Source organism: Mycolicibacterium komossense (genome assembly GCF_025822605.1).
GTDB classification, from domain to species: Bacteria; Actinomycetota; Actinomycetes; order Mycobacteriales; family Mycobacteriaceae; genus Mycobacterium; species Mycobacterium komossense.
Genome location: NZ_JACKTY010000047.1, coordinates 1 through 20,500, shown reverse-complemented (window position 1 = coordinate 20,500; position 20,500 = coordinate 1). Strand labels below are relative to the sequence as shown.

Below are 20,500 nucleotides of genomic sequence, written 5' to 3'. Positions count from 1 at the left end.
GTCGCGATTCGCGCAGGCCGGGCGCCGGTTTTGTGTTCAGCTGTTGGTAGGGCGAGTCGGTAGTCGATGAGCCGAGGAGGGATGTCATGACGCAGAGCGCGACAGCGATCGATGCGCTCCTCGTCGAGCATGCTGACCTCGAACGTCAGCTGTCCGACCCGGAACTGCACTCCGACGCGTCCAACGCGCGCAAGGTCGCGCGCCGGTTCGCCCAGTTGGGGCCCATCATCGCGGCCTACCGCAGACTCGAAGCCGCCCGCGGCGATCTCGACGCTGCCCGCGAGCTGGCCGACGAAGACGACTCGTTCGCCGCCGAAGTGGCCGAGCTGGAGCCCCGGGTTGCCGAACTCGACAACCTGCTGACCGACATGCTGGCCCCCCGCGATCCGCATGATCCCGACGACGTCGTCCTTGAGGTCAAGTCCGGCGAGGGCGGTGAAGAATCCGCCCTCTTCGCGGCCGACCTGGCCCGCATGTACATCCGGTACGCAGAACGCCACGGCTGGAAGGTCTCCGTGCTCGACGAGACGTTCTCCGACCTGGGCGGCTACAAGGAAGCCACGCTGTCCATCACCAGAAAGGGCGATACGGCCGACGGTGTCTGGTCCCGACTGAAATTCGAGGGCGGCGTACACCGCGTGCAGCGGGTGCCGGTCACCGAATCGCAGGGCCGCGTGCATACCTCCGCGGCCGGCGTCTTGGTCTACCCGGAGCCTGAAGACGTCGAGGCCGTGCAGATCGACGAGTCCGACCTACGGATCGACGTGTACCGCAGCTCGGGGAAGGGCGGTCAAGGTGTCAATACCACCGACTCGGCGGTCCGCATCACCCACCTTCCCACCGGGATCGTCGTGACCTGTCAGAACGAGCGCTCCCAGCTGCAGAACAAGGCCCGCGCGATGATCGTGCTGGCGGCGCGGCTGCAGGCACTGGCCGAAGAGCAGGCCTCGGCCGATGCCTCCGCTGATCGGGCCAGCCAGATCCGCACCGTCGACCGCAGTGAGCGGATCCGCACCTACAACTTCCCGGAGAACCGCCTGACCGATCATCGGATCGGCTTCAAGGCGCACAACCTCGACCAGATTCTCGACGGCGATATGGATGCGCTGCTCGACGCGCTGGGTGCAGCAGATAAGCAAACCCGGCTTCAGCAGGCGTGATGGCGGCACAGGCGGTGCGTGAAGCCTTGAGGAATGCGATCGCCGAGGCGACGGCAACACTGGCCGATGCCGGGATCGACTCCGCAAGAATCGATGCCGAGGAGCTCGCTGCTCACCTGCTCGGCGTCGAACGCGGTCTGTTGGCGTTCATCGACACCCCCGGCGAGGAGTTCTTCGCCCGCTACCGGGAGCTCGTCGACGCCCGGTCGCGCCGCGTCCCGCTGCAGCACCTGACCGGGACGGCGCCGTTCGGACCGCTGATGCTGCACGTCGGCCCGGGCGTTTTCATCCCGCGCCCGGAGACCGAGTCGCTGCTCGAGTGGGCCTTCAAAGCGGTTGCTCGACAACAACTTCCAGCTAAGCCACTGGTGGTGGACCTGTGCACGGGATCAGGCGCGCTGGCGGTGTCGCTGGCCAGAAACTGGCCCGATGCGACGGTGCTGGCCATCGACGATTCCGCAGCTGCGCTGAGCTACGCCCGACGCAACGCCCACGTCTATGCGAAGGGCAGCGGCCTGCGATTCGTCGAAGCCGATGTCACGGCGCCAGCTCTGTTGCCCGAGCTCGACGGTCGCGTCGACCTCATCGTCGCCAACCCGCCCTATATTCCCGCCGGCGCGCAGCTGGATCCGGAAGTCGCCGATCATGATCCGCACCACGCCCTGTTCGGCGGTCCCGACGGTATGGCGGTCGTCACCGCGATCGTCGGGCTGGCGGCCCGCTGGTTGCGGCCCGGCGGGCGCATCGCAGTCGAACACGACGACACGACGTCGTCTCAGACTGTCGAATTGTTTTCCGCAACAGGGCTTTTCGAGAACATTGAACCACGACACGATCTGGCGGGCCGGCCACGGTTCGTCACTGCCACGAGGAGCGCCGATGAGCCAGGTGTTTGACTGCGGTGATCCGCAACAGCGCAGCGTCGGTATCTCCTCGGCGATCAGCGCGGCCAAGGGTGGCCAGCTGGTGGTGCTGCCGACCGACACGGTCTACGGTCTGGGCGCCGACGCGTTCGACAGCTCCGCCGTCGCCGCACTGCTGGCCGCCAAGGGGCGCGGCCGGGATATGCCGGTGCCGGTACTGGTCGGCTCTTGGCACACCATCGACGGGCTGGTCTATACCGTTCCGCAGGGTGCCCGCGAGCTGATCCGCGCCTTCTGGCCCGGTGCGCTGAGCCTGGTGGTCCACCAGGCACCGTCGCTGCAGTGGGATCTCGGCGACGCCAACGGAACCGTGATGCTGCGGATGCCGCTGCATCCGGTCGCGATCGAAATCCTGCGGGAAGTCGGGCCGATGGCCGTGTCCAGCGCCAACATCTCCGGTCGACCCGCGGCGGTCACCGCCGAGGACGCCCGCCATCAACTCGGCGATCTCGTGCAGGTCTACCTCGACGGCGGCCCGGCCGCCAAGCAGGCTGCCTCGACGATCGTCGACCTGACCGGTCCGGCGCCGAAGATCCTGCGGACCGGCCCCGTCTCGGCTGAGCAGATCGGCTCGGTACTCGGTATCGAGCCCGGTGCACTGGTCAACTGACCACCCGTCAAGTCCGCCTCAGTCACAGATTGGTCCAGTACGGTGCATCCAGTGTTGAGCGGAAGCCACAGCCTGGCCGGCGGCCTGCTCGCATTGTCCGATCGCGGCGCCGGGGTACCTCTGCGTGAGCTGGCACTGGTCGGCCTGACCGCGGCGATCATCACTTACTTCGCCACCGGCTCGGTGCGGGTGTTCGCCACCAAGGTCGGCGCGCTCGCCTACCCCCGCGACCGCGACGTGCACGTGCAGCCGACCCCGCGGATGGGCGGGCTGGCGATATACCTCGGCATCGCCGCCGCAGTGTTCCTGGCTTCGCAGCTGCCGGCACTGACCAGGGGCTTCATCTACTCCACCGGGTTGCCCGCCGTTGTCGTCGCCGGCGGTCTGATCATGGCGATCGGCCTGATCGATGACCGCTGGGGGCTGGATGCCCTGACGAAATTCGCCGGTCAGATCACCGCCGCGAGCGTGCTGGTCACCATGGGTGTGGCGTGGAGCGTGCTCTACATCCCATTCGGTGGCGTCGGCACGATCGTGCTGGACCAGGTGTCCTCGATCCTGCTCACGCTGGCGCTGACCGTGTCGATCGTCAACGCGATGAATTTCGTCGACGGACTCGACGGCCTCGCCGCGGGCCTCGGACTCATCACCGCGCTGGCGATCTGCGTGTTCTCCGTCGGGTTGTTGCGTGATCACGGCGGTGACGTGCTGTTCTACCCGCCCGCCATCATCTCGGTGGTGCTTGCCGGCGCCTGCCTGGGATTCCTGCCGCACAACTTCCATCGGGCGAAGATCTTCATGGGGGATTCGGGGTCCATGTTGATCGGCCTGATGCTGGCGGCTGCATCGACGACGGCGGCTGGCCCCATCTCGCAGAACGCCTACGGCGCCCGCGATGTCTTCGCACTGCTGTCGCCGTTCCTGTTGGTTGTCGCAGTGCTCTTCGTGCCTGCACTCGATATGTTGCTGGCGATCGTTCGCCGCACCCGCGCCGGGCGCAGCCCGTTCAGCCCGGACAAGATGCATCTGCACCACCGACTGCTCCAAATCGGCCACTCGCATCGACGGGTGGTGCTACTGATCTACCTATGGGTTGGCATCGTCGCGTTCGGCGCCGCGAGCACGATCTTCGTCGATCCCCGATACACCGGAGCAGTCATGCTGGCGGCCATCGTGGTGGCCGGGATCGTGACGGTGATACCCCTGCTGAGGCGGGGTGGCGGACGCTTTGATGAACCGGAAGACGGCGTTTACGACAGTAAGTAGTAGGTGCCCGTTTAGGGCCTCCTACCATGTGGTACGTTACACGCAGAACCCGAAAACCTCGCGGGTTGCCGGCCCCCCGGGGCGATCGGTTTCACCGTCGATCGGCACGGATAAACGACCGACAAAGGGAGCAACCCCTTGGGTGATTCCAGCATGCTTTTCGTACTCCGTTACGGTAGGGCGGACGCGCACAGGAACATTTCAGTTCTACGACGTATCGCGAGGGCACATCTCGCGACCGCAAGATTGAGGTGAGGCAGTGACGACACCAGCGCAGGACGCGCCGTTGGTGTTTCCTTCCGTAGCTTTCCGGCCAATCCGGCTGTTCGCAATCTGTGCAGTCATCACCGCTATCGCGACCGGAGCGGCCGCACTGCTCGGCCATGTGATGTTCGGTGTCTTCTTCGGCGTCGGGCTCGGGCTCGGGCTGCTCAACGCACTTCTGGTGCGACGGGCTGTCGACTCGATCACCGCCGGGGACCATCCGCTCAAGAAGAAGATGGCGCTGAACTCGGCCACCAGATTGCTGGTCATCACCGCCGTCGGCCTCGCCATCGCGTTCATCTTCCGGCCGATGGGTCTCGGCGTCCTCTTCGGACTGGCGCTGTTCCAGGTTCTCCTGGTCTTGACGACATCGCTGCCGGTCCTGAAGAAGCTGCGCGAGGGCGCAGACGAAGAACCGGCGGGCCAGCCCACCACACCAGAACAACAAGCAACTGCATCCAACGACGGATTAGCACCGAAGGATTGATTCGCCCATGAGTGAACGAATCGTCGCGGAGGCGGCGATCGAGGTCGGCCACCACATTCAGCAGCAGTGGTTCGGCATGACCGTAAACGTGGATACGGTCATCGCGACCGCGATCACGGCCGTGATAGTCCTCGGCTTGGCTTTCTTCCTGCGCGCCAAGGTCACCTCGACCGGCGTGCCCGGCGGGGTCCAGTTGTTCTTCGAGGCCATCACCGTCCAGCTGCGGGGACAGGTCGAGAGTGCGATCGGCATGAAAGTGGCGCCGTTCGTGCTGCCGCTGGCTGTCGCGTTGTTCGTCTTCATCCTGATCGCCAACTGGCTGTCGGTGTTGCCGGTGATGTACACCAACTCCGACGGCAAGACCGCAGAGCTGCTGAAGCCACCCGCAAGCGATATCAACTTCGTGCTGGCGCTCGCACTGTTCGTGTTCATCGCCTATCACACGGCGGGCATCTGGCGGCGCGGCATCATCGGTCATCCGATCAAGCTGGCCAAGGGGCACGTGGCCTTCCTGGCGCCGATCAACCTGGTCGAGGAGATCGCCAAGCCGATCTCGTTGTCCCTGCGACTTTTCGGCAACATCTTCGCCGGCGGCATCATGCTCTCGTTGATCGCGCTCTTCCCGGCGTACATCATGTGGGCGCCCAACGCGATCTGGAAAGCTTTCGATCTGTTCGTCGGCCTTATCCAGGCGTTCATCTTCGCCCTGTTGACCATCCTCTACTTCGGACAGTCAATGGAGCTCGATCACGCCGACGACGAGCACGCAAACCACTAGAACCGACAAGTACCACCCAGAAGCCCTGGTAGAACCCCTACCAGTTATCAAGGAGGACAAGGAATGGATCCCACAATCGCTGCTGGCGCGCTCATCGGCGGTGGTCTGATCATGGCGGGCGGCGCCATCGGAGCCGGTATCGGTGACGGTATTGCCGGTAACGCTCTGATCTCCGGTATCGCCCGTCAGCCGGAGGCGCAGGGTCGCCTGTTCACCCCGTTCTTCATCACGGTCGGTCTGGTCGAGGCCGCGTACTTCATCAACCTGGCATTCATGGCACTGTTCGTGTTCGCCACCCCGGTCGGCTAATTCAGCGATATGGGTGACTTCGGCACAACCGTCCTGGCGGACGGCATCAACCTCCTCGCGTCGGAAGAGGGTGGGGGACAGAGCAATTTCCTCGTTCCCAACGGCACTTTCTTCGTCGTGCTCATCATCTTCCTGATCGTGCTCGGCGTGATCGGTAAGTGGGTTGTGCCACCGGTCAGCAAGGTGTTGGCCGAACGGGAAGCCATGCTGGCCAAGACGGCAGCGGACAACAAGAAGTCGGCCGAACAGGTTGCCGCCGCACAGGCCGACTACGACGAGGCGATGGCGGGCGCGCGCGGTGAGGCATCAGCCCTCCGCGACGAGGCTCGCACCGAGGGCCGCAAGGTCGTCGACGAGTCACGCGCCGAGGCCAGCGGAGAGGTTGCTGCGACATTGCGTAGCGCAGATGCGGAACTGGCCCAGCAGGGTCAGGCCACCGCGACAGAGCTGCAGTCATCGGTGGACAATCTGTCGGCGACGCTGGCCGGCCGGATCCTTGGCGTCGACGTTGCCGGGAGCCGCTGATGTCAACTTTCATCGGACAGCTCATCGGATTCCTGGTCATCATCTGGCTGGTGTGGCGCTATGTGGCGCCGCCCGTCAAGAAGATGATGAACAACCAGCAGGAAGCGGTGCGTGCCGCGCTCGAAGAGAGTGCGTCAGCGGCCAAGAAGCTCGCCGACGCCGACGCGATGCACGCCAAAGCGCTTGAGGACGCCAAGAACGAGGCGGCCCGGGTGACCGGCGAAGCGAAAACAGACTCCGAACGCATTGTCGAACAGCTCCGCGAACAAGCGGGACAGGATGCTGATCGCATCAAAGCGCAAGGCGTCCAACAGGTTCACTTGCTCCGCCAGCAGACCATCCGTGAGCTGCGGCAGAACCTGGGACTCGAATCCGTGCAGCGCGCCGAGGAACTGGTGCGTGCGCACATCTCCGACCCGGCCGCTCAATCTGCCACGGTCGATCGCTTCCTCGACGAGTTGGAAGCCATGGCTGATTCGGGGGCGGCCAGCACTGCCGGTTTCGAGGCAGGCGTTTCGGTCAACCTCCGCGCCGCCAGCCGTGATGCGCTTGCTGCTGTCGTGAAGAAATTCGACGAGGTGGCTGCCGGCCTTGATGCGGGTGCGCTCTCGATCCTCGCCGAAGACCTGACGGCTGTAGCCAAGCTGCTGATCGCTGAGACCGCGCTCAACAAGCACCTGGCGGAGCCGAAAGATGATGCGGCGCCTGCTGTCCGGCTGCTGGAGCGACTGCTGGACGGGAAAGTCGGTGCACCTGCACTGAACGTCCTCAAGACAGCCGTGTCGCAGCGCTGGTCGACGGAGTCCAACCTGGTCGATGCCATCGAACACGCAGGCCGCTTGGCACTGCTTGTGCGTGCCGACGGCGAGAACCAAAGCGAAGAGGTCGAAGACCAGCTCTTCAGGTTCGGTCGGATCCTCGACACCGAGCCGCGACTGATCACGCTGCTGAGCGACTACACGACACCGGCCGAAGGCAGGCTCGCGCTGCTGGCCAAGGTGCTTGAGGGCGGCGGTGACGCCGTGAACAAGACAGCGGCAGCGCTGTTGGCCCAGACCGTCGAACTGCTGCGCGGCGAACGTGCCGACGAGGCAATCGTCGATCTGGCCGAACTCGCAGTCTCCCGGCGCGGTGAGGTCGTGGCGCACGTCGATGCGGCGGCTGAACTGTCCGACGCTCAGCAATCGCGGCTGTCCGATGTACTCAGCCGTATTTACGGACATCCGGTGTCGATCCAGCAGAACATCGATCCGGAACTGCTTGGCGGGCTGGTGATCGCCGTTGGTGACGAGGTCATCGACGGAGCCGTCTCCTCCCGGCTGACCGCGGCCAAGTCCGGCTTGCCGGACTGACCCGGAACCGAAACTCGAGACTCAAGAAAACACAAAGGCAGGAAGACGAAAAGCCATGGCAGAGTTGACAATCTCGGCTGCTGATATCGAAGGCGCGATCGAGGATTACGTCTCCTCGTTCGCCGCCGACTCCGAGCGTGAAGAGATCGGCACCGTCATCGACGCAGGCGACGGTATCGCCCACGTCGAAGGCCTGCCGTCGGTCATGACGCAGGAACTGCTCGAGTTCCCCGGGGGCGTCCTCGGTGTTGCGCTGAACCTCGATGAGCACAGCGTCGGCGCCGTGATCCTCGGTGATTTCGAGAAGATCGAAGAGGGCCAGCAGGTCAAACGGACCGGCGAGGTGCTTTCGGTACCGGTCGGCGACAACTTCCTCGGCCGCGTCGTCAACCCGCTCGGTCAGCCGATCGACGGCCAGGGCGACATCGAACCCGAGACCCGTCGCGCGCTGGAACTGCAGGCGCCGTCGGTGGTTCAGCGCCAGGGTGTGTCCGAGCCGCTGCAGACCGGCATCAAGGCCATCGACTCGCAGACCCCGATCGGTCGCGGACAGCGCCAGCTGATCATCGGCGACCGCAAGACCGGCAAGACCGCCGTCTGCGTCGACACGATCCTCAACCAGCGGCAGGCCTGGGAGACCGGTGACCCGAAGCAGCAGGTGCGCTGCGTCTACGTCGCGATCGGCCAGAAGGGCACCACGATCGCCTCCGTCAAGCGTGCGCTCGAAGAGGGCGGCGCGATGGAGTACACCACCATCGTCGCGGCTCCCGCATCCGACGCTGCCGGCTTCAAATGGCTTGCGCCCTACACCGGTTCGGCCATCGGTCAGCACTGGATGTACGACGGCAAGCATGTGCTGATCGTGTTCGACGATCTGTCCAAGCAGGCCGACGCCTACCGCGCCATCTCGCTGCTGCTGCGCCGCCCGCCGGGCCGCGAAGCCTTCCCGGGTGACGTCTTCTACCTGCACTCCCGCCTGCTGGAGCGTTGCGCCAAGCTGTCCGACGAACTGGGCGGCGGCTCGATGACCGGGCTGCCGATCATCGAGACAAAGGCCAACGACATCTCGGCGTTCATCCCGACCAACGTCATCTCGATCACCGACGGCCAGTGCTTCCTTGAGTCCGACCTGTTCAACCAGGGCGTACGACCGGCCATCAACGTCGGTGTCTCGGTGTCCCGCGTCGGTGGTGCCGCCCAGATCAAGGCCATGAAAGAGGTGGCAGGTTCGCTTCGGCTCGACCTGTCGCAGTACCGCGAGCTGGAGGCATTCGCAGCATTCGCTTCTGACCTGGACGCAACGTCGAAGGCTCAGCTCGAGCGCGGCGCCCGCCTCGTCGAGCTGCTCAAGCAGCCGCAGTACAGCCCGATGTCGGTCGAGAACCAGGTGGTTGCCATCTTCCTCGGCACCCAGGGTCACCTCGATTCCGTGCCGGTGGAGGATGTCGGCCGGTTCGAGACCGAACTCCTCGAGCACATCCAGGCCAGCCACGACGAGATCCTCACTGAGATCCGTGAGACCAAGAAGCTCTCCGATGACACCAGCGACAAGCTGGTCGAGGTCATCAACGACTTCAAGAAGGGCTTCTCGGCGACGGACGGCAGTTCGGTGACAGTCAACGAGTCCGGCGCGGAGGCGCTGGATCCCGATGACGTCGCCAAAGAATCGGTGAAGGTCCGTAAACCGGCTCCGAAAAAGAAATAGACGAGATAACCGAGTTAGCAGACTGACGCCGAAAAAGGACTAGGGGACGGAATTCCATGGCTGCCACACTGCGGGAGCTACGCGGGCGCATCCGCTCCGCCGGGTCGATCAAGAAGATCACCAAGGCCCAGGAGCTGATCGCCACCTCGCGTATTTCCAAGGCACAGGCCAGGGTCGAGGCCGCACGGCCATACGCGGACGAGATCACCACGATGCTCACCAACCTCGCGAGTGCGAGCGCCTTGGATCACCCTCTGCTCGTTGAGCGGGAGAATCCCAAGCGCGCCGCGGTATTGGTGGTGTCGTCGGACCGAGGTCTGTGTGGTGGTTACAACGCCAACGTCCTGCGGCAGGCCGAGGAGCTCTTCGCATTGCTCCGCGAAGAGGGCAAGACCCCGGTGGTCTACGCGGTTGGACGGAAAGCACTGGGCTACTACCGCTTCCGGCAGCGCCAGGTGACCGAATCGTGGACGGGCTTCTCCGAGCAGCCGACCTACGAGCAGGCGCAGGAAATCGCCGACGAACTGGTGAAGGTCTTTCTGTCCGGCGCCGACGACGACGGTGACGATCCGGGTGAGGACGGGATCCTCGGCGTAGACGAGATCCACGTGGTGTTCACCGAGTTCAAGTCGATGCTGACGCAGACCGCCGAAGCGCGTCGGGTTGCCCCGATGGTCGTGGAGTACGTGGAGGAAGAGGAGTCCGGCCCGCACACGCTGTTCTCCTTCGAGCCCGATGCCACAACGCTTTTCGAGGCGTTGCTGCCCCGCTACATCGCCACCCGCGTGTACGCGGCCCTTCTTGAGGCAGCGGCGTCGGAGTCCGCGTCGCGCCGGCGCGCCATGAAGGCGGCCAGCGATAACGCCGACGATCTGATCAAGGCACTCACCCTTGAGGCCAACCGGGAACGTCAGGCCCAGATCACCCAGGAAATCAGCGAGATCGTCGGTGGCGCCAACGCGCTGGCCGACGCCAAGTAAGCCTTACGAGGAAGCGAAAGAGGATATGACTGCCACCGCCGAAAAGACCGCCACCGGGCGCGTCGTTCGCATCACCGGCCCCGTCGTGGACGTCGAGTTCCCGCGGGGTTCGGTTCCCGAACTGTTCAACGCCCTGCACGCGGACATCGCCTACAAGGAGATGGCCAAGACGCTGACGCTGGAGGTGGCACAGCACCTCGGGGAGAGCATGGTGCGCACCATCTCCATGCAGCCGACCGACGGCCTGGTCCGTGGCGTCGAGGTCACCGACACGGGTGCCTCGATCTCGGTTCCCGTTGGCGATGGCGTCAAGGGTCATGTGTTCAACGCACTCGGTGACTGCCTCGACGATCCCGGCTACGGCAAGGACTTCGAGAAGTGGTCGATCCACCGGAAGCCGCCGCCATTCGCCGAGCTGGAACCGCGCACCGAGATGCTGGAGACCGGCCTCAAGGTCGTCGACCTCCTGACCCCGTACGTGCGTGGCGGAAAGATCGCCCTGTTCGGTGGTGCCGGCGTCGGCAAGACGGTGCTCATCCAGGAGATGATCAACCGCATCGCCCGGAACTTCGGTGGCACCTCGGTATTCGCCGGCGTCGGTGAGCGCACCCGTGAGGGCAACGACCTCTGGGTGGAGCTCGAAGACGCCAACGTGCTCAAGGACACCGCATTGGTGTTCGGCCAGATGGACGAGCCGCCGGGCACGCGTATGCGCGTCGCCCTGTCCGCGCTGACGATGGCGGAGTACTTCCGTGACGAGCAGCAGCAGGACGTGCTTCTGTTCATCGACAACATCTTCCGGTTCACCCAGGCCGGTTCCGAGGTGTCGACCCTGCTGGGCCGTATGCCTTCGGCCGTGGGTTACCAGCCGACGCTGGCCGATGAGATGGGTGAGCTCCAGGAGCGGATCACCTCGACCCGTGGTCGGTCGATCACCTCGATGCAGGCCGTTTACGTGCCCGCCGACGACTACACCGACCCGGCCCCCGCCACCACGTTCGCCCACCTCGACGCCACCACGGAGCTTTCCCGTGCGGTGTTCTCCAAGGGCATCTTCCCCGCGGTGGATCCGCTGGCCTCGAGCTCGACGATTCTGCACCCCAGCGTCGTCGGCGATGAGCACTACCGCGTTGCTCAAGAAGTCATCCGAATCCTGCAGCGCTACAAGGATCTTCAGGACATCATCGCCATCCTCGGTATCGACGAACTCTCCGAGGAGGACAAGCAGCTGGTGTACCGAGCGCGTCGTATCGAGCGCTTCCTGAGCCAGAACATGATGGCGGCCGAGCAGTTCACCGGCCAGCCAGGTTCGACGGTGCCGCTCAAGGAGACCGTCGAAGCGTTCGACAAGCTGACCAAGGGCGATTTCGACCACCTCCCGGAGCAGGCCTTCTTCCTGATCGGCGGCCTGGACGACCTGGCCAAGAAGGCCGAAAGCCTCGGCGCGAAGCTGTGATGATCGCTAGTCGTAGCGGCTCGAAAGGTGGTGTGTGATGGCCGAAACTGAATTGGATGTCGACATCGTCGCCGTCGAGCGCAAGATTTGGTCGGGTAAGGCCACCTTCGTCTTCACCCGCACCACTTCGGGTGAGATCGGCATCCTGCCGCGGCACATCCCATTGGTGGCGCAGCTGGTCGATGACGCCATGGTCCGGGTGGAACGCGAAGGCGAAGATGATCTGCGTGTCGCCGTCGACGGCGGATTCCTGTCTGTGACCGAAGAAGGCGTGATCATCCTCGCTGAATCGGCCGAATTCGAGTCCGAGATCAACGCCGACGCGGCGAAGGCCGATGCGGAATCCGACGATCCCGCGACGGCCGCCAAGGGTCGCGCGCGGTTGCGCGCGCTGGGCCAGATCGACTGATAGACCAACCAGGAAGCCGGCCATGAGCGCGCCCATGTTTCTCATGGCCGTGCTGGTGAGCGTGCTGTTCCTGTTGGTCCTGGCGCTGACCTATCGGTTGTGGAAGCTGCGCCAAGGGGGAACCGCGGCGATATTGCGTGACCTTCCTGCGGTCGGAGGCCATGGCTGGCGTCATGGTGTCATTCGGTACCGCGGTGGTGAAGCCGTCTTTTACCGGCTGTCGAGCGTTCGTTGGTGGCCGGATCGGCGGCTGAGCCGTCGGGGTATTGAGATCGTCTCCCGACGGGCACCGCGCGGCGACGAGTTCGACATCATGACCCATGAGATCACGGTGCTGGAGCTGCGTGACACCGATCCGGATCGACGCCTCGGTTACGAGATGGCACTCGATCGTGGCGCGCTGACTGCGTTCCTATCCTGGCTGGAGTCCAGGCCCTCGCCGCGCGCGCGTCGCAGGAACATCTAGCTAGGTTTCGCTTCGGTAGCGCCGCCGCCACCGGGCTGCCATAGGACGTCGCCGTCTGGGTTCGCCACGCGCGACAGAATGAACAGCAGATCCGAGAGCCGGTTCAGGTACTTGGCTGGAAGCACACTGACGGAATCGCCATGGACGTCGAGAGCACTCCATGCCGACCTCTCGGCTCGCCGTGCTGCTGTGCGGGCGACGTGCAGTAACGCCGAAAGTGCTGTGCCGCCAGGAAGAATGAACGACTTCAGTGGGGTCAGCGGTTCGTTGTACGCGTCGCACCAACCTTCGAGGCGGTCGATGTAGCCCTGCGTGATTCGCAGCGGCGGATACTCCGGGTTCTCGACCACTGGCGTCGACAGGTCGGCGCCCGCGTCGAACAGATCGTTCTGGATCTGCCGCAACACTGAGGCGAGTGTCTCGTCGGGCGACCCGAGTGCGATGGCAGCGCCGAGGGCGGCGTTGGTCTCGTCGCAATCGGCGTACGCAATCAGTCGGGGGTCGTTCTTGGACACTCGGGAGAAGTCGCTCAGTCCGGTGGAGCCGTCGTCTCCGGTTCGGGTGTAAATGCGGGTCAGATGGACAGCCATGGTGAAAACCGTACCGGGACGACGACGGTTGTGGCTGACGCAGACCTGGGTGCTCACTACACTTGCCGCGTGAGCGAGCGATTCGTGGTGACCGGAGGCAACCGGTTAGCGGGCGAAGTTGCCGTCGGGGGAGCCAAGAACAGCGTGCTCAAGTTGATGGCGGCCAGTCTTCTGGCCGAGGGCACCACGACGATCACCAACTGTCCGGACATCCTCGATGTGCCCCTGATGGCGGAGGTCCTGCGAGGACTGGGCGCCAACGTCGAACTTGAGGGCGATATCGTCCGGATCACGTCGCCTGACGAGCTGAAATACGATGCCGACTTCGCAGCGGTGCGCCAGTTCCGCGCTTCGGTGTGCGTGCTGGGCCCGTTGGTCGGCCGGTGTAAGCGAGCGAAAGTCGCGCTCCCGGGCGGTGACGCCATCGGCTCGCGTCCATTGGATATGCACCAGGCCGGCCTGCGACAACTCGGCGCAAGATGCAATATCGAGCACGGGTGCGTGGTGGCCGAGGCTGACACGTTGCGCGGCGCCGAGATTCAACTGGAATTCCCGTCGGTAGGGGCGACCGAGAACATCCTGATGGCTGCGGTGCTCGCCGAGGGCGTGACGATCATCCACAATGCAGCCCGCGAGCCCGACGTCGTCGACCTGTGCACGATGCTCGGTCAGATGGGCGCGGAGATCTCGGGAGCCGGCTCGTCGACGTTGACGATCAACGGCGTACCCCGGCTGTACCCCACGGAGCACCGGGTGATCGGTGACCGGATCGTTGCCGCGACATGGGGGATTGCCGCGGCTATGACGTGCGGCGATATCTCGGTAACCGGCGTCGACCCCGCGCACCTGCAATTGGTGTTGCACAAGTTGCACGACGTCGGCGCCACGGTGACGCAGAGCGACGACGGATTCCGCGTGGTGCAGTACGAGCGGCCCAAAGCGGTCAATGTTGCGACGTTGCCGTTCCCCGGATTCCCGACGGATCTGCAACCGATGGCGATCGGGTTGGCCTCGATCTCCGATGGAACGTCGATGATCACCGAGAACGTGTTCGAGGCTCGCTTCCGGTTTGTCGAGGAGATGATCCGCCTCGGAGCCGACGCGCGGACCGACGGACACCACGCGGTGATCCGCGGAATCCCGCAATTGTCGAGCGCACCGGTGTGGTCGTCGGACATTCGGGCCGGCGCGGGCCTGGTTCTTGCCGGCCTCGTTGCGGACGGAGACACCGAGGTCCACGACGTTTTTCACATCGATCGGGGCTATCCGCTCTTCGTCGAGAACCTGGCGAGTTTGGGCGCAGAGATAGTTAGGGTCTAAGCTCTTCCAAGAAGTCCGAAACCGGGCCGGTGAGACTAGACCAACTGGCCCAGATCGGGACTTGACCCAAGACCAGCGGATGTACTAAGCTGGCGGGGTTGCCTCAAATCAGACCGAGAACAGCCTGAGAGATTAGGCCGGAAGCGGATTTGACTTGAGGGAAACGAAAGAATTAGGCTGGTAGGGTTGCTCCGAAACGGGTGACAAAGCCTAAAAGAAGTCTGTTGTTTGAGAACTCAATAGTGTGTTTGGTGGTTTTTGTTTGTTGTTTTTGGCCACTTGTGTAGGGGGACTCCCCGTCTTCCTTTGATCGCAGGTGGGTGTTGTTTGAGAACTCAATAGTGTGTTTGGTGGTTTTTGTTTGTTGTTTTTGGCCACTTGTGTAGGGGGACTCCCCGTCTTCCTTTGATCGCAGGTGGTTGTTTTGTTTTTGATGCCAGTTTTTGGTGTCTTTTTGTTGGTTTCAGATTTTTCTGATTCGAATTCGCCTGTGTTTTGGCATGGGTTGTTTTTGTTTGGAGAGTTTGATTCTGGCTCAGGACGAACGCTGGCGGCGTGCTTAACACATGCAAGTCGAACGGTAAGGCCTTTCGGGGTACACGAGTGGCGAACGGGTGAGTAACACGTGGGTGATCTGCCCTGCACTTCGGGATAAGCTTGGGAAACTGGGTCTAATACCGGATATGACCATGGACTTCACGGTTTGTGGTGGAAAGCTTTTGCGGTGTGGGATGGGCCCGCGGCCTATCAGCTTGTTGGTGGGGTAATGGCCTACCAAGGCGACGACGGGTAGCCGGCCTGAGAGGGTGACCGGCCACACTGGGACTGAGATACGGCCCAGACTCCTACGGGAGGCAGCAGTGGGGAATATTGCACAATGGGCGCAAGCCTGATGCAGCGACGCCGCGTGAGGGATGACGGCCTTCGGGTTGTAAACCTCTTTCAGTAGGGACGAAGCGCAAGTGACGGTACCTATAGAAGAAGGACCGGCCAACTACGTGCCAGCAGCCGCGGTAATACGTAGGGTCCGAGCGTTGTCCGGAATTACTGGGCGTAAAGAGCTCGTAGGTGGTTTGTCGCGTTGTTCGTGAAAACTCACAGCTCAACTGTGGGCGTGCGGGCGATACGGGCAGACTGGAGTACTGCAGGGGAGACTGGAATTCCTGGTGTAGCGGTGGAATGCGCAGATATCAGGAGGAACACCGGTGGCGAAGGCGGGTCTCTGGGCAGTAACTGACGCTGAGGAGCGAAAGCGTGGGGAGCGAACAGGATTAGATACCCTGGTAGTCCACGCCGTAAACGGTGGGTACTAGGTGTGGGTTTCCTTCCTTGGGATCCGTGCCGTAGCTAACGCATTAAGTACCCCGCCTGGGGAGTACGGCCGCAAGGCTAAAACTCAAAGAAATTGACGGGGGCCCGCACAAGCGGCGGAGCATGTGGATTAATTCGATGCAACGCGAAGAACCTTACCTGGGTTTGACATGCACAGGACGTGCCTAGAGATAGGTATTCCCTTGTGGCCTGTGTGCAGGTGGTGCATGGCTGTCGTCAGCTCGTGTCGTGAGATGTTGGGTTAAGTCCCGCAACGAGCGCAACCCTTGTCTCATGTTGCCAGCACGTAATGGTGGGGACTCGTGAGAGACTGCCGGGGTCAACTCGGAGGAAGGTGGGGATGACGTCAAGTCATCATGCCCCTTATGTCCAGGGCTTCACACATGCTACAATGGCCGGTACAAAGGGCTGCGATGCCGTGAGGTGGAGCGAATCCTTTAAAGCCGGTCTCAGTTCGGATCGGGGTCTGCAACTCGACCCCGTGAAGTCGGAGTCGCTAGTAATCGCAGATCAGCAACGCTGCGGTGAATACGTTCCCGGGCCTTGTACACACCGCCCGTCACGTCATGAAAGTCGGTAACACCCGAAGCCGGTGGCCTAACCCGTAAGGGAGGGAGCCGTCGAAGGTGGGATCGGCGATTGGGACGAAGTCGTAACAAGGTAGCCGTACCGGAAGGTGCGGCTGGATCACCTCCTTTCTAAGGAGCACCACGAGACTTGAGCCCGCCCACGCCTGTGGGAGTTCGGTGACTTGAGCGATTCGTTGGATGGGCTGTTATCTGTAGTGGATGCGGTTCTGGTGCGCGACAAGCATTGTCGGCTCTTCGGGGTCGCTGCCAAACACACTATTGGGCTTTGAGGCAACAGGCCCGTGTTCACTTCGTCCCTTCGGGGAAACCGGTGAAGGCGCATCTCCGCGTGAGCGGTTTGGTGAATGAGTTTGTTTCCGCTCCACTTGGTGGTGGGGTGTGGTGTTTGATTTGTGGATAGTGGTTGCGAGCATCTAGCGCGCAGGAGTGGTTCATTCCCTTGTGGGGGTGGGCTGTTTGAGCGTGTTATCGATGTGCAATTTTTACTCATTTTTGGTTTTTTGTGTTGTAAGTGTTTAAGGGCGCATGGTGGATGCCTTGGCATTGAGAGCCGATGAAGGACGTAGGAGGCTGCGATAAGCCTCGGGGAGCTGTCAACCGAGCGTTGATCCGAGGATGTCCGAATGGGGAAACCCAGCACGAGTGATGTCGTGTTACCCGTACCTGAATACATAGGGTGCGGGGGGGAACGCGGGGAAGTGAAACATCTCAGTACCCGTAGGAAGAGAAAACAATTGTGATTCCGTGAGTAGTGGCGAGCGAAAGCGGAGGATGGCTAAACCGTATCCATGTGATACCCGGCAGGGGTTGTGGGTGTGGTGTTGTGGGGTTCGTCTTCTCAGATCTGCCGGTCTGGGCAACAGTGATAAAAGTTGGTGTTAGTCGAAGTGGCCTGGGATGGTCTGCCGTAGCGGGTGAGAGCCCCGTAGACGAAAACATATGACTCTGTTGTGACGGTGTCCCCGAGTAGCAGCGGGCCCGTGGAATCTGCTGTGAATCTGCCGGGACCACCCGGTAAGCCTGAATACTTCTCAATGACCGATAGCGGATTAGTACCGTGAGGGAATGGTGAAAAGTACCCCGGGAGGGGAGTGAAATAGTACCTGAAACCGTGCGCTTACAATCCGTCAGAGCCCTCGACTTGTCGTGGGGTGATGGCGTGCCTTTTGAAGAATGAGCCTGCGAGTCAGGGACATGTCGCGAGGTTAACCCGTGTGGGGTAGCCGTAGCGAAAGCGAGTCTGAATAGGGCGTATCCCCGTTAGGGGTGTAGTGGCGTGTTCTGGACCCGAAGCGGAGTGATCTACCCATGGCCAGGGTGAAGCAGCAGTAAGATGTTGTGGAGGCCCGAACCCACTTAGGTTGAAGACTGAGGGGATGAGTTGTGGGTAGGGGTGAAAGGCCAATCAAACTCCGTGATAGCTGGTTCTCCCCGAAATGCATTTAGGTGCAGCGTTGCATGTTTCTTACCGGAGGTAGAGCTACTGGATGGCTGATGGGCCTCACAAGGTTACTGACGTCAGCCAAACTCCGAATGCCGGTAAGTGAAAGTGTGGCAGTGAGACGGCGGGGGATAAGCTCCGTGCGTCGAGAGGGAAACAGCCCAGATCGCCGGCTAAGGCCCCTAAGCGTGTGCTAAGTGGAAAAGGATGTGCAGTCGCGAAGACAACCAGGAGGTTGGCTTAGAAGCAGCCACCCTTGAAAGAGTGCGTAATAGCTCACTGGTCAAGTGATTGTGCGCCGATAATGTAGCGGGGCTCAAGCACACCGCCGAAGCCGCGGCAATGATCCTTCGGGATTGTTGGGTAGGGGAGCGTCCTGCATCCAGTGAAGCAGCGGAGTGATCCAGTTGTGGAGGGTGTGGGAGTGAGAATGCAGGCATGAGTAGCGATAAGGCAAGTGAGAACCTTGCCCGCCGAAAGACCAAGGGTTCCTGGGCCAGGCCAGTCCGCCCAGGGTGAGTCGGGACCTAAGGCGAGGCCGACAGGCGTAGTCGATGGACAACGGGTTGATATTCCCGTACCCGTGTGTGCGCGTCCCTGATGAATCAGAGGTACTAAACGCCCAAAGCCATGTTCACCGGCGACCTTCGGGTTTATGGGTTCATGGGGCTGCGCGTGACCTTCTCTGGTAGTAGTCAAGCGATGGGGTGACGCAGGAAGGTAGCCGTACCAGTCAGTGGTAATACTGGGGTAAGCCTGTAGGGAGAGATCTAGGTAAATCCGGGTCTCATATATCCTGAGAGGTGATGCATAACCGAATGAGGTGAATTCGGTGATCCTATGCTGCCAAGAAAAGCCTCTAGCGAGCACACACACGGCCCGTACCNCAAACCAACACAGGTGGTCAGGTAGAGAATACCAAGGCGTACGAGTGAACTATGGTTAAGGAACTCGGCAAAATACCTCCGTAACTTCGGGAGAAGGAGGACCCCCATATCGTCATGGCACTTGCTGCCGGCAGCGGGAGGGGGTGGCACAAACCAGTGAGAAGCGACTGTTTACTAAAAACACAGGTCCGTGCGAAGTCGCAAGACGATGTATACGGACTGACGCCTGCCCGGTGCTGGAAGGTTAAGAGGACCGGTTAACCCTTCGGGGTGAAGCTGAGAATTTAAGCCCCAGTAAACGGCGGTGGTAACTATAACCATCCTAAGGTAGCGAAATTCCTTGTCGGGTAAGTTCCGACCTGCACGAATGGCGTAACGACTTCTCAACTGTCTCAACCATAGACTCGGCGAAATTGCACTACGAGTAAAGATGCTCGTTACGCGCGGCAGGACGAAAAGACCCCGGGACCTTCACTACAACTTGGTATTGATGTTCGATTCGGTTTGTGTAGGATAGGTGGGAGACTGTGAAACCTCAACGCTAGTTGGGGTGGAGTCGTTGTTGAAATACCACTCTGATCGTATTGGACCTCTAACTTCGAACCGTATATCCGGTTCAGGGACAGTGCCTGGTGGGTAGTTTAACTGGGGCGGTTGCCTCCTAAAATGTAACGGAGGCGCCCAAAGGTTCCCTCAACCTGGACGGCAATCAGGTGTTGAGTGCAAGTGCACAAGGGAGCTTGACTGTGAGACGTACATGTCGAGCAGGGACGAAAGTCGGGACTAGTGATCCGGCACCCCCGAGTGGAAGGGGTGTCGCTCAACGGATAAAAGGTACCCCGGGGATAACAGGCTGATCTTCCCCAAGAGTCCATATCGACGGGATGGTTTGGCACCTCGATGTCGGCTCGTCGCATCCTGGGGCTGGAGCAGGTCCCAAGGGTTGGGCTGTTCGCCCATTAAAGCGGCACGCGAGCTGGGTTTAGAACGTCGTGAGACAGTTCGGTCTCTATCCGCCGCGCGCGTCAGAAGCTTGAGGAAATCTGTCCCTAGTACGAGAGGACCGGGACGGACGAACCTCTGGTCCACCAGTTGTCCCACCAGGGGCACGGCTGGATAGCTACGTTCGGACAGGATAACCGCTGAAAGCATCTAAGCGGGAAACCCCTTCCAAGACCAGGCTTCTCACCCTTTTAGAGGGATAAGGCCCCCCGCAGACCACGGGATTGATAGACCAGACCTAGAAACCTCGTAAGAGGCGCAGGGAACTGGCACTAACCGGCCGAAAACTTACAACAACCCCAACCGGTGACAAAACACCAAACACAGGGTGAGTAAACAACGCACATCTGCAACGCAACCACACACCACAGCGATAACACCGCACCCCACCACCAAAAACACTTCAATTCTAGAGGTGCCCACGGTGACACGGGCCGGCCGCCACACACCACTGGCGCCACCGGACACCCCACCACTACAATTGAACAGAGTTACGGCGGCCATAGCGACAGGGAAACGCCCGGACCCATCCCGAACCCGGAAGCTAAGCCTGTCAGCGCCGATGATACTTCCCCTCCGGGTGGAAAAGTAGGACACCGCCGAACACACACAGAAACACCCCCCACACCGTGGGGGGTGTTTCTATTT

The 20,500-nt window shown here is 61.8% G+C and carries 16 protein-coding genes and 3 rRNA genes; 18 read left to right on the top strand and 1 reads right to left on the bottom strand.

Features of this window, described 5'->3' with window-relative positions:
* The first annotated feature begins 86 nt into the window (after nt 1–86).
* The 14 genes from prfA (at nt 87) to H7J73_RS27600 (ending at nt 12,690) form a co-directional block, all read left to right on the top strand.
* Nucleotides 87–1,160: a peptide chain release factor 1 gene (gene prfA, locus H7J73_RS27665; protein WP_264071007.1), complete on the top strand. Its 1,074-nt coding sequence runs from the start codon at nt 87–89 to the stop codon at nt 1,158–1,160.
* Nucleotides 1,160–2,056, top strand: a complete 897-nt coding sequence (gene prmC / locus H7J73_RS27660) for a peptide chain release factor N(5)-glutamine methyltransferase (RefSeq protein ID WP_264071006.1) — start codon at nt 1,160–1,162, stop codon at nt 2,054–2,056. Before prfA ends, prmC begins: the two co-directional genes overlap by 1 nt.
* A complete protein-coding gene (locus tag H7J73_RS27655) occupies nt 2,040–2,693 on the top strand; it encodes an L-threonylcarbamoyladenylate synthase (protein WP_264071005.1) in 654 nt (217 codons plus the stop codon). The genes prmC and H7J73_RS27655 overlap by 17 nt, the downstream gene beginning before the upstream one ends.
* A 42-nt stretch (nt 2,694–2,735) precedes the next feature.
* Nucleotides 2,736–3,959, top strand: a complete 1,224-nt coding sequence (locus H7J73_RS27650) for a glycosyltransferase family 4 protein (protein WP_264071004.1) — start codon at nt 2,736–2,738, stop codon at nt 3,957–3,959.
* 259 nt (nt 3,960–4,218) lie between these two features.
* Nucleotides 4,219–4,710, top strand: coding sequence for an ATP synthase subunit I (locus H7J73_RS27645; RefSeq protein WP_264071002.1), 492 nt, complete (start codon nt 4,219–4,221; stop codon nt 4,708–4,710).
* Between the two features lie 7 nt (nt 4,711–4,717).
* On the top strand, nt 4,718–5,488 hold the full coding sequence (atpB, locus tag H7J73_RS27640; RefSeq protein ID WP_264071001.1) for a F0F1 ATP synthase subunit A: 771 nt from the start codon (nt 4,718–4,720) through the stop codon (nt 5,486–5,488).
* Nucleotides 5,489–5,551: 63 nt separating this feature from the next.
* Complete coding sequence (locus H7J73_RS27635; RefSeq protein WP_011893196.1) at nt 5,552–5,797, top strand: F0F1 ATP synthase subunit C; 246 nt, start codon at nt 5,552–5,554, stop codon at nt 5,795–5,797.
* A gap of 9 nt (nt 5,798–5,806) precedes the next feature.
* The gene (locus H7J73_RS27630) at nt 5,807–6,322 is read left to right on the top strand and encodes a F0F1 ATP synthase subunit B (protein ID WP_264071000.1); all 516 of its coding nucleotides are present in this window, start codon (nt 5,807–5,809) and stop codon (nt 6,320–6,322) included.
* Nucleotides 6,322–7,674: a F0F1 ATP synthase subunit B/delta gene (locus H7J73_RS27625; protein ID WP_264070999.1), complete on the top strand. Its 1,353-nt coding sequence runs from the start codon at nt 6,322–6,324 to the stop codon at nt 7,672–7,674. The genes H7J73_RS27630 and H7J73_RS27625 overlap by 1 nt, the downstream gene beginning before the upstream one ends.
* A 55-nt stretch (nt 7,675–7,729) precedes the next feature.
* Nucleotides 7,730–9,379 (top strand): F0F1 ATP synthase subunit alpha, encoded by a 1,650-nt coding sequence (gene atpA, locus H7J73_RS27620; protein WP_264070998.1) that lies wholly within the window; start codon nt 7,730–7,732, stop codon nt 9,377–9,379.
* 56 nt (nt 9,380–9,435) lie between these two features.
* Nucleotides 9,436–10,359, top strand: a complete 924-nt coding sequence (locus tag H7J73_RS27615; protein WP_264070996.1) for a F0F1 ATP synthase subunit gamma — start codon at nt 9,436–9,438, stop codon at nt 10,357–10,359.
* Nucleotides 10,360–10,384: 25 nt separating this feature from the next.
* On the top strand, nt 10,385–11,815 hold the full coding sequence (gene atpD / locus H7J73_RS27610; RefSeq protein WP_264070995.1) for a F0F1 ATP synthase subunit beta: 1,431 nt from the start codon (nt 10,385–10,387) through the stop codon (nt 11,813–11,815).
* 37 nt (nt 11,816–11,852) lie between these two features.
* A complete protein-coding gene (locus tag H7J73_RS27605) occupies nt 11,853–12,224 on the top strand; it encodes a F0F1 ATP synthase subunit epsilon (RefSeq protein ID WP_264070994.1) in 372 nt (123 codons plus the stop codon).
* Nucleotides 12,225–12,246: 22 nt separating this feature from the next.
* The gene (locus H7J73_RS27600; RefSeq protein WP_264070993.1) at nt 12,247–12,690 is read left to right on the top strand and encodes a DUF2550 domain-containing protein; all 444 of its coding nucleotides are present in this window, start codon (nt 12,247–12,249) and stop codon (nt 12,688–12,690) included.
* On the opposite strand, the gene H7J73_RS27595 is transcribed toward H7J73_RS27600, so the two are convergent.
* Nucleotides 12,687–13,280 (bottom strand): cob(I)yrinic acid a,c-diamide adenosyltransferase, encoded by a 594-nt coding sequence (locus H7J73_RS27595; protein ID WP_264070992.1) that lies wholly within the window; start codon nt 13,278–13,280, stop codon nt 12,687–12,689. The genes H7J73_RS27600 and H7J73_RS27595 overlap by 4 nt on opposite strands.
* Nucleotides 13,281–13,349: 69 nt before the next feature.
* Between H7J73_RS27595 and murA the strand changes: the two genes are divergently transcribed.
* The 4 genes from murA to rrf all read left to right on the top strand — a co-directional run bounded on the left by murA (nt 13,350) and on the right by rrf (nt 20,457).
* Entirely contained in the window at nt 13,350–14,600 is a 1,251-nt protein-coding gene (gene murA, locus H7J73_RS27590) for a UDP-N-acetylglucosamine 1-carboxyvinyltransferase (protein ID WP_264070991.1), read from the top strand.
* A gap of 512 nt (nt 14,601–15,112) precedes the next feature.
* A 16S ribosomal RNA gene (locus H7J73_RS27585) occupies nt 15,113–16,630 on the top strand.
* Nucleotides 16,631–17,027: 397 nt separating this feature from the next.
* Nucleotides 17,028–20,148 (top strand): 23S ribosomal RNA (locus tag H7J73_RS27580).
* 196 nt (nt 20,149–20,344) lie between these two features.
* Nucleotides 20,345–20,457, top strand: a 5S ribosomal RNA gene (rrf, locus tag H7J73_RS27575).
* The 16S, 23S and 5S rRNA genes sit together here, the layout of an rRNA operon.
* The last annotated feature ends 43 nt before the right edge of the window (nt 20,458–20,500 follow it).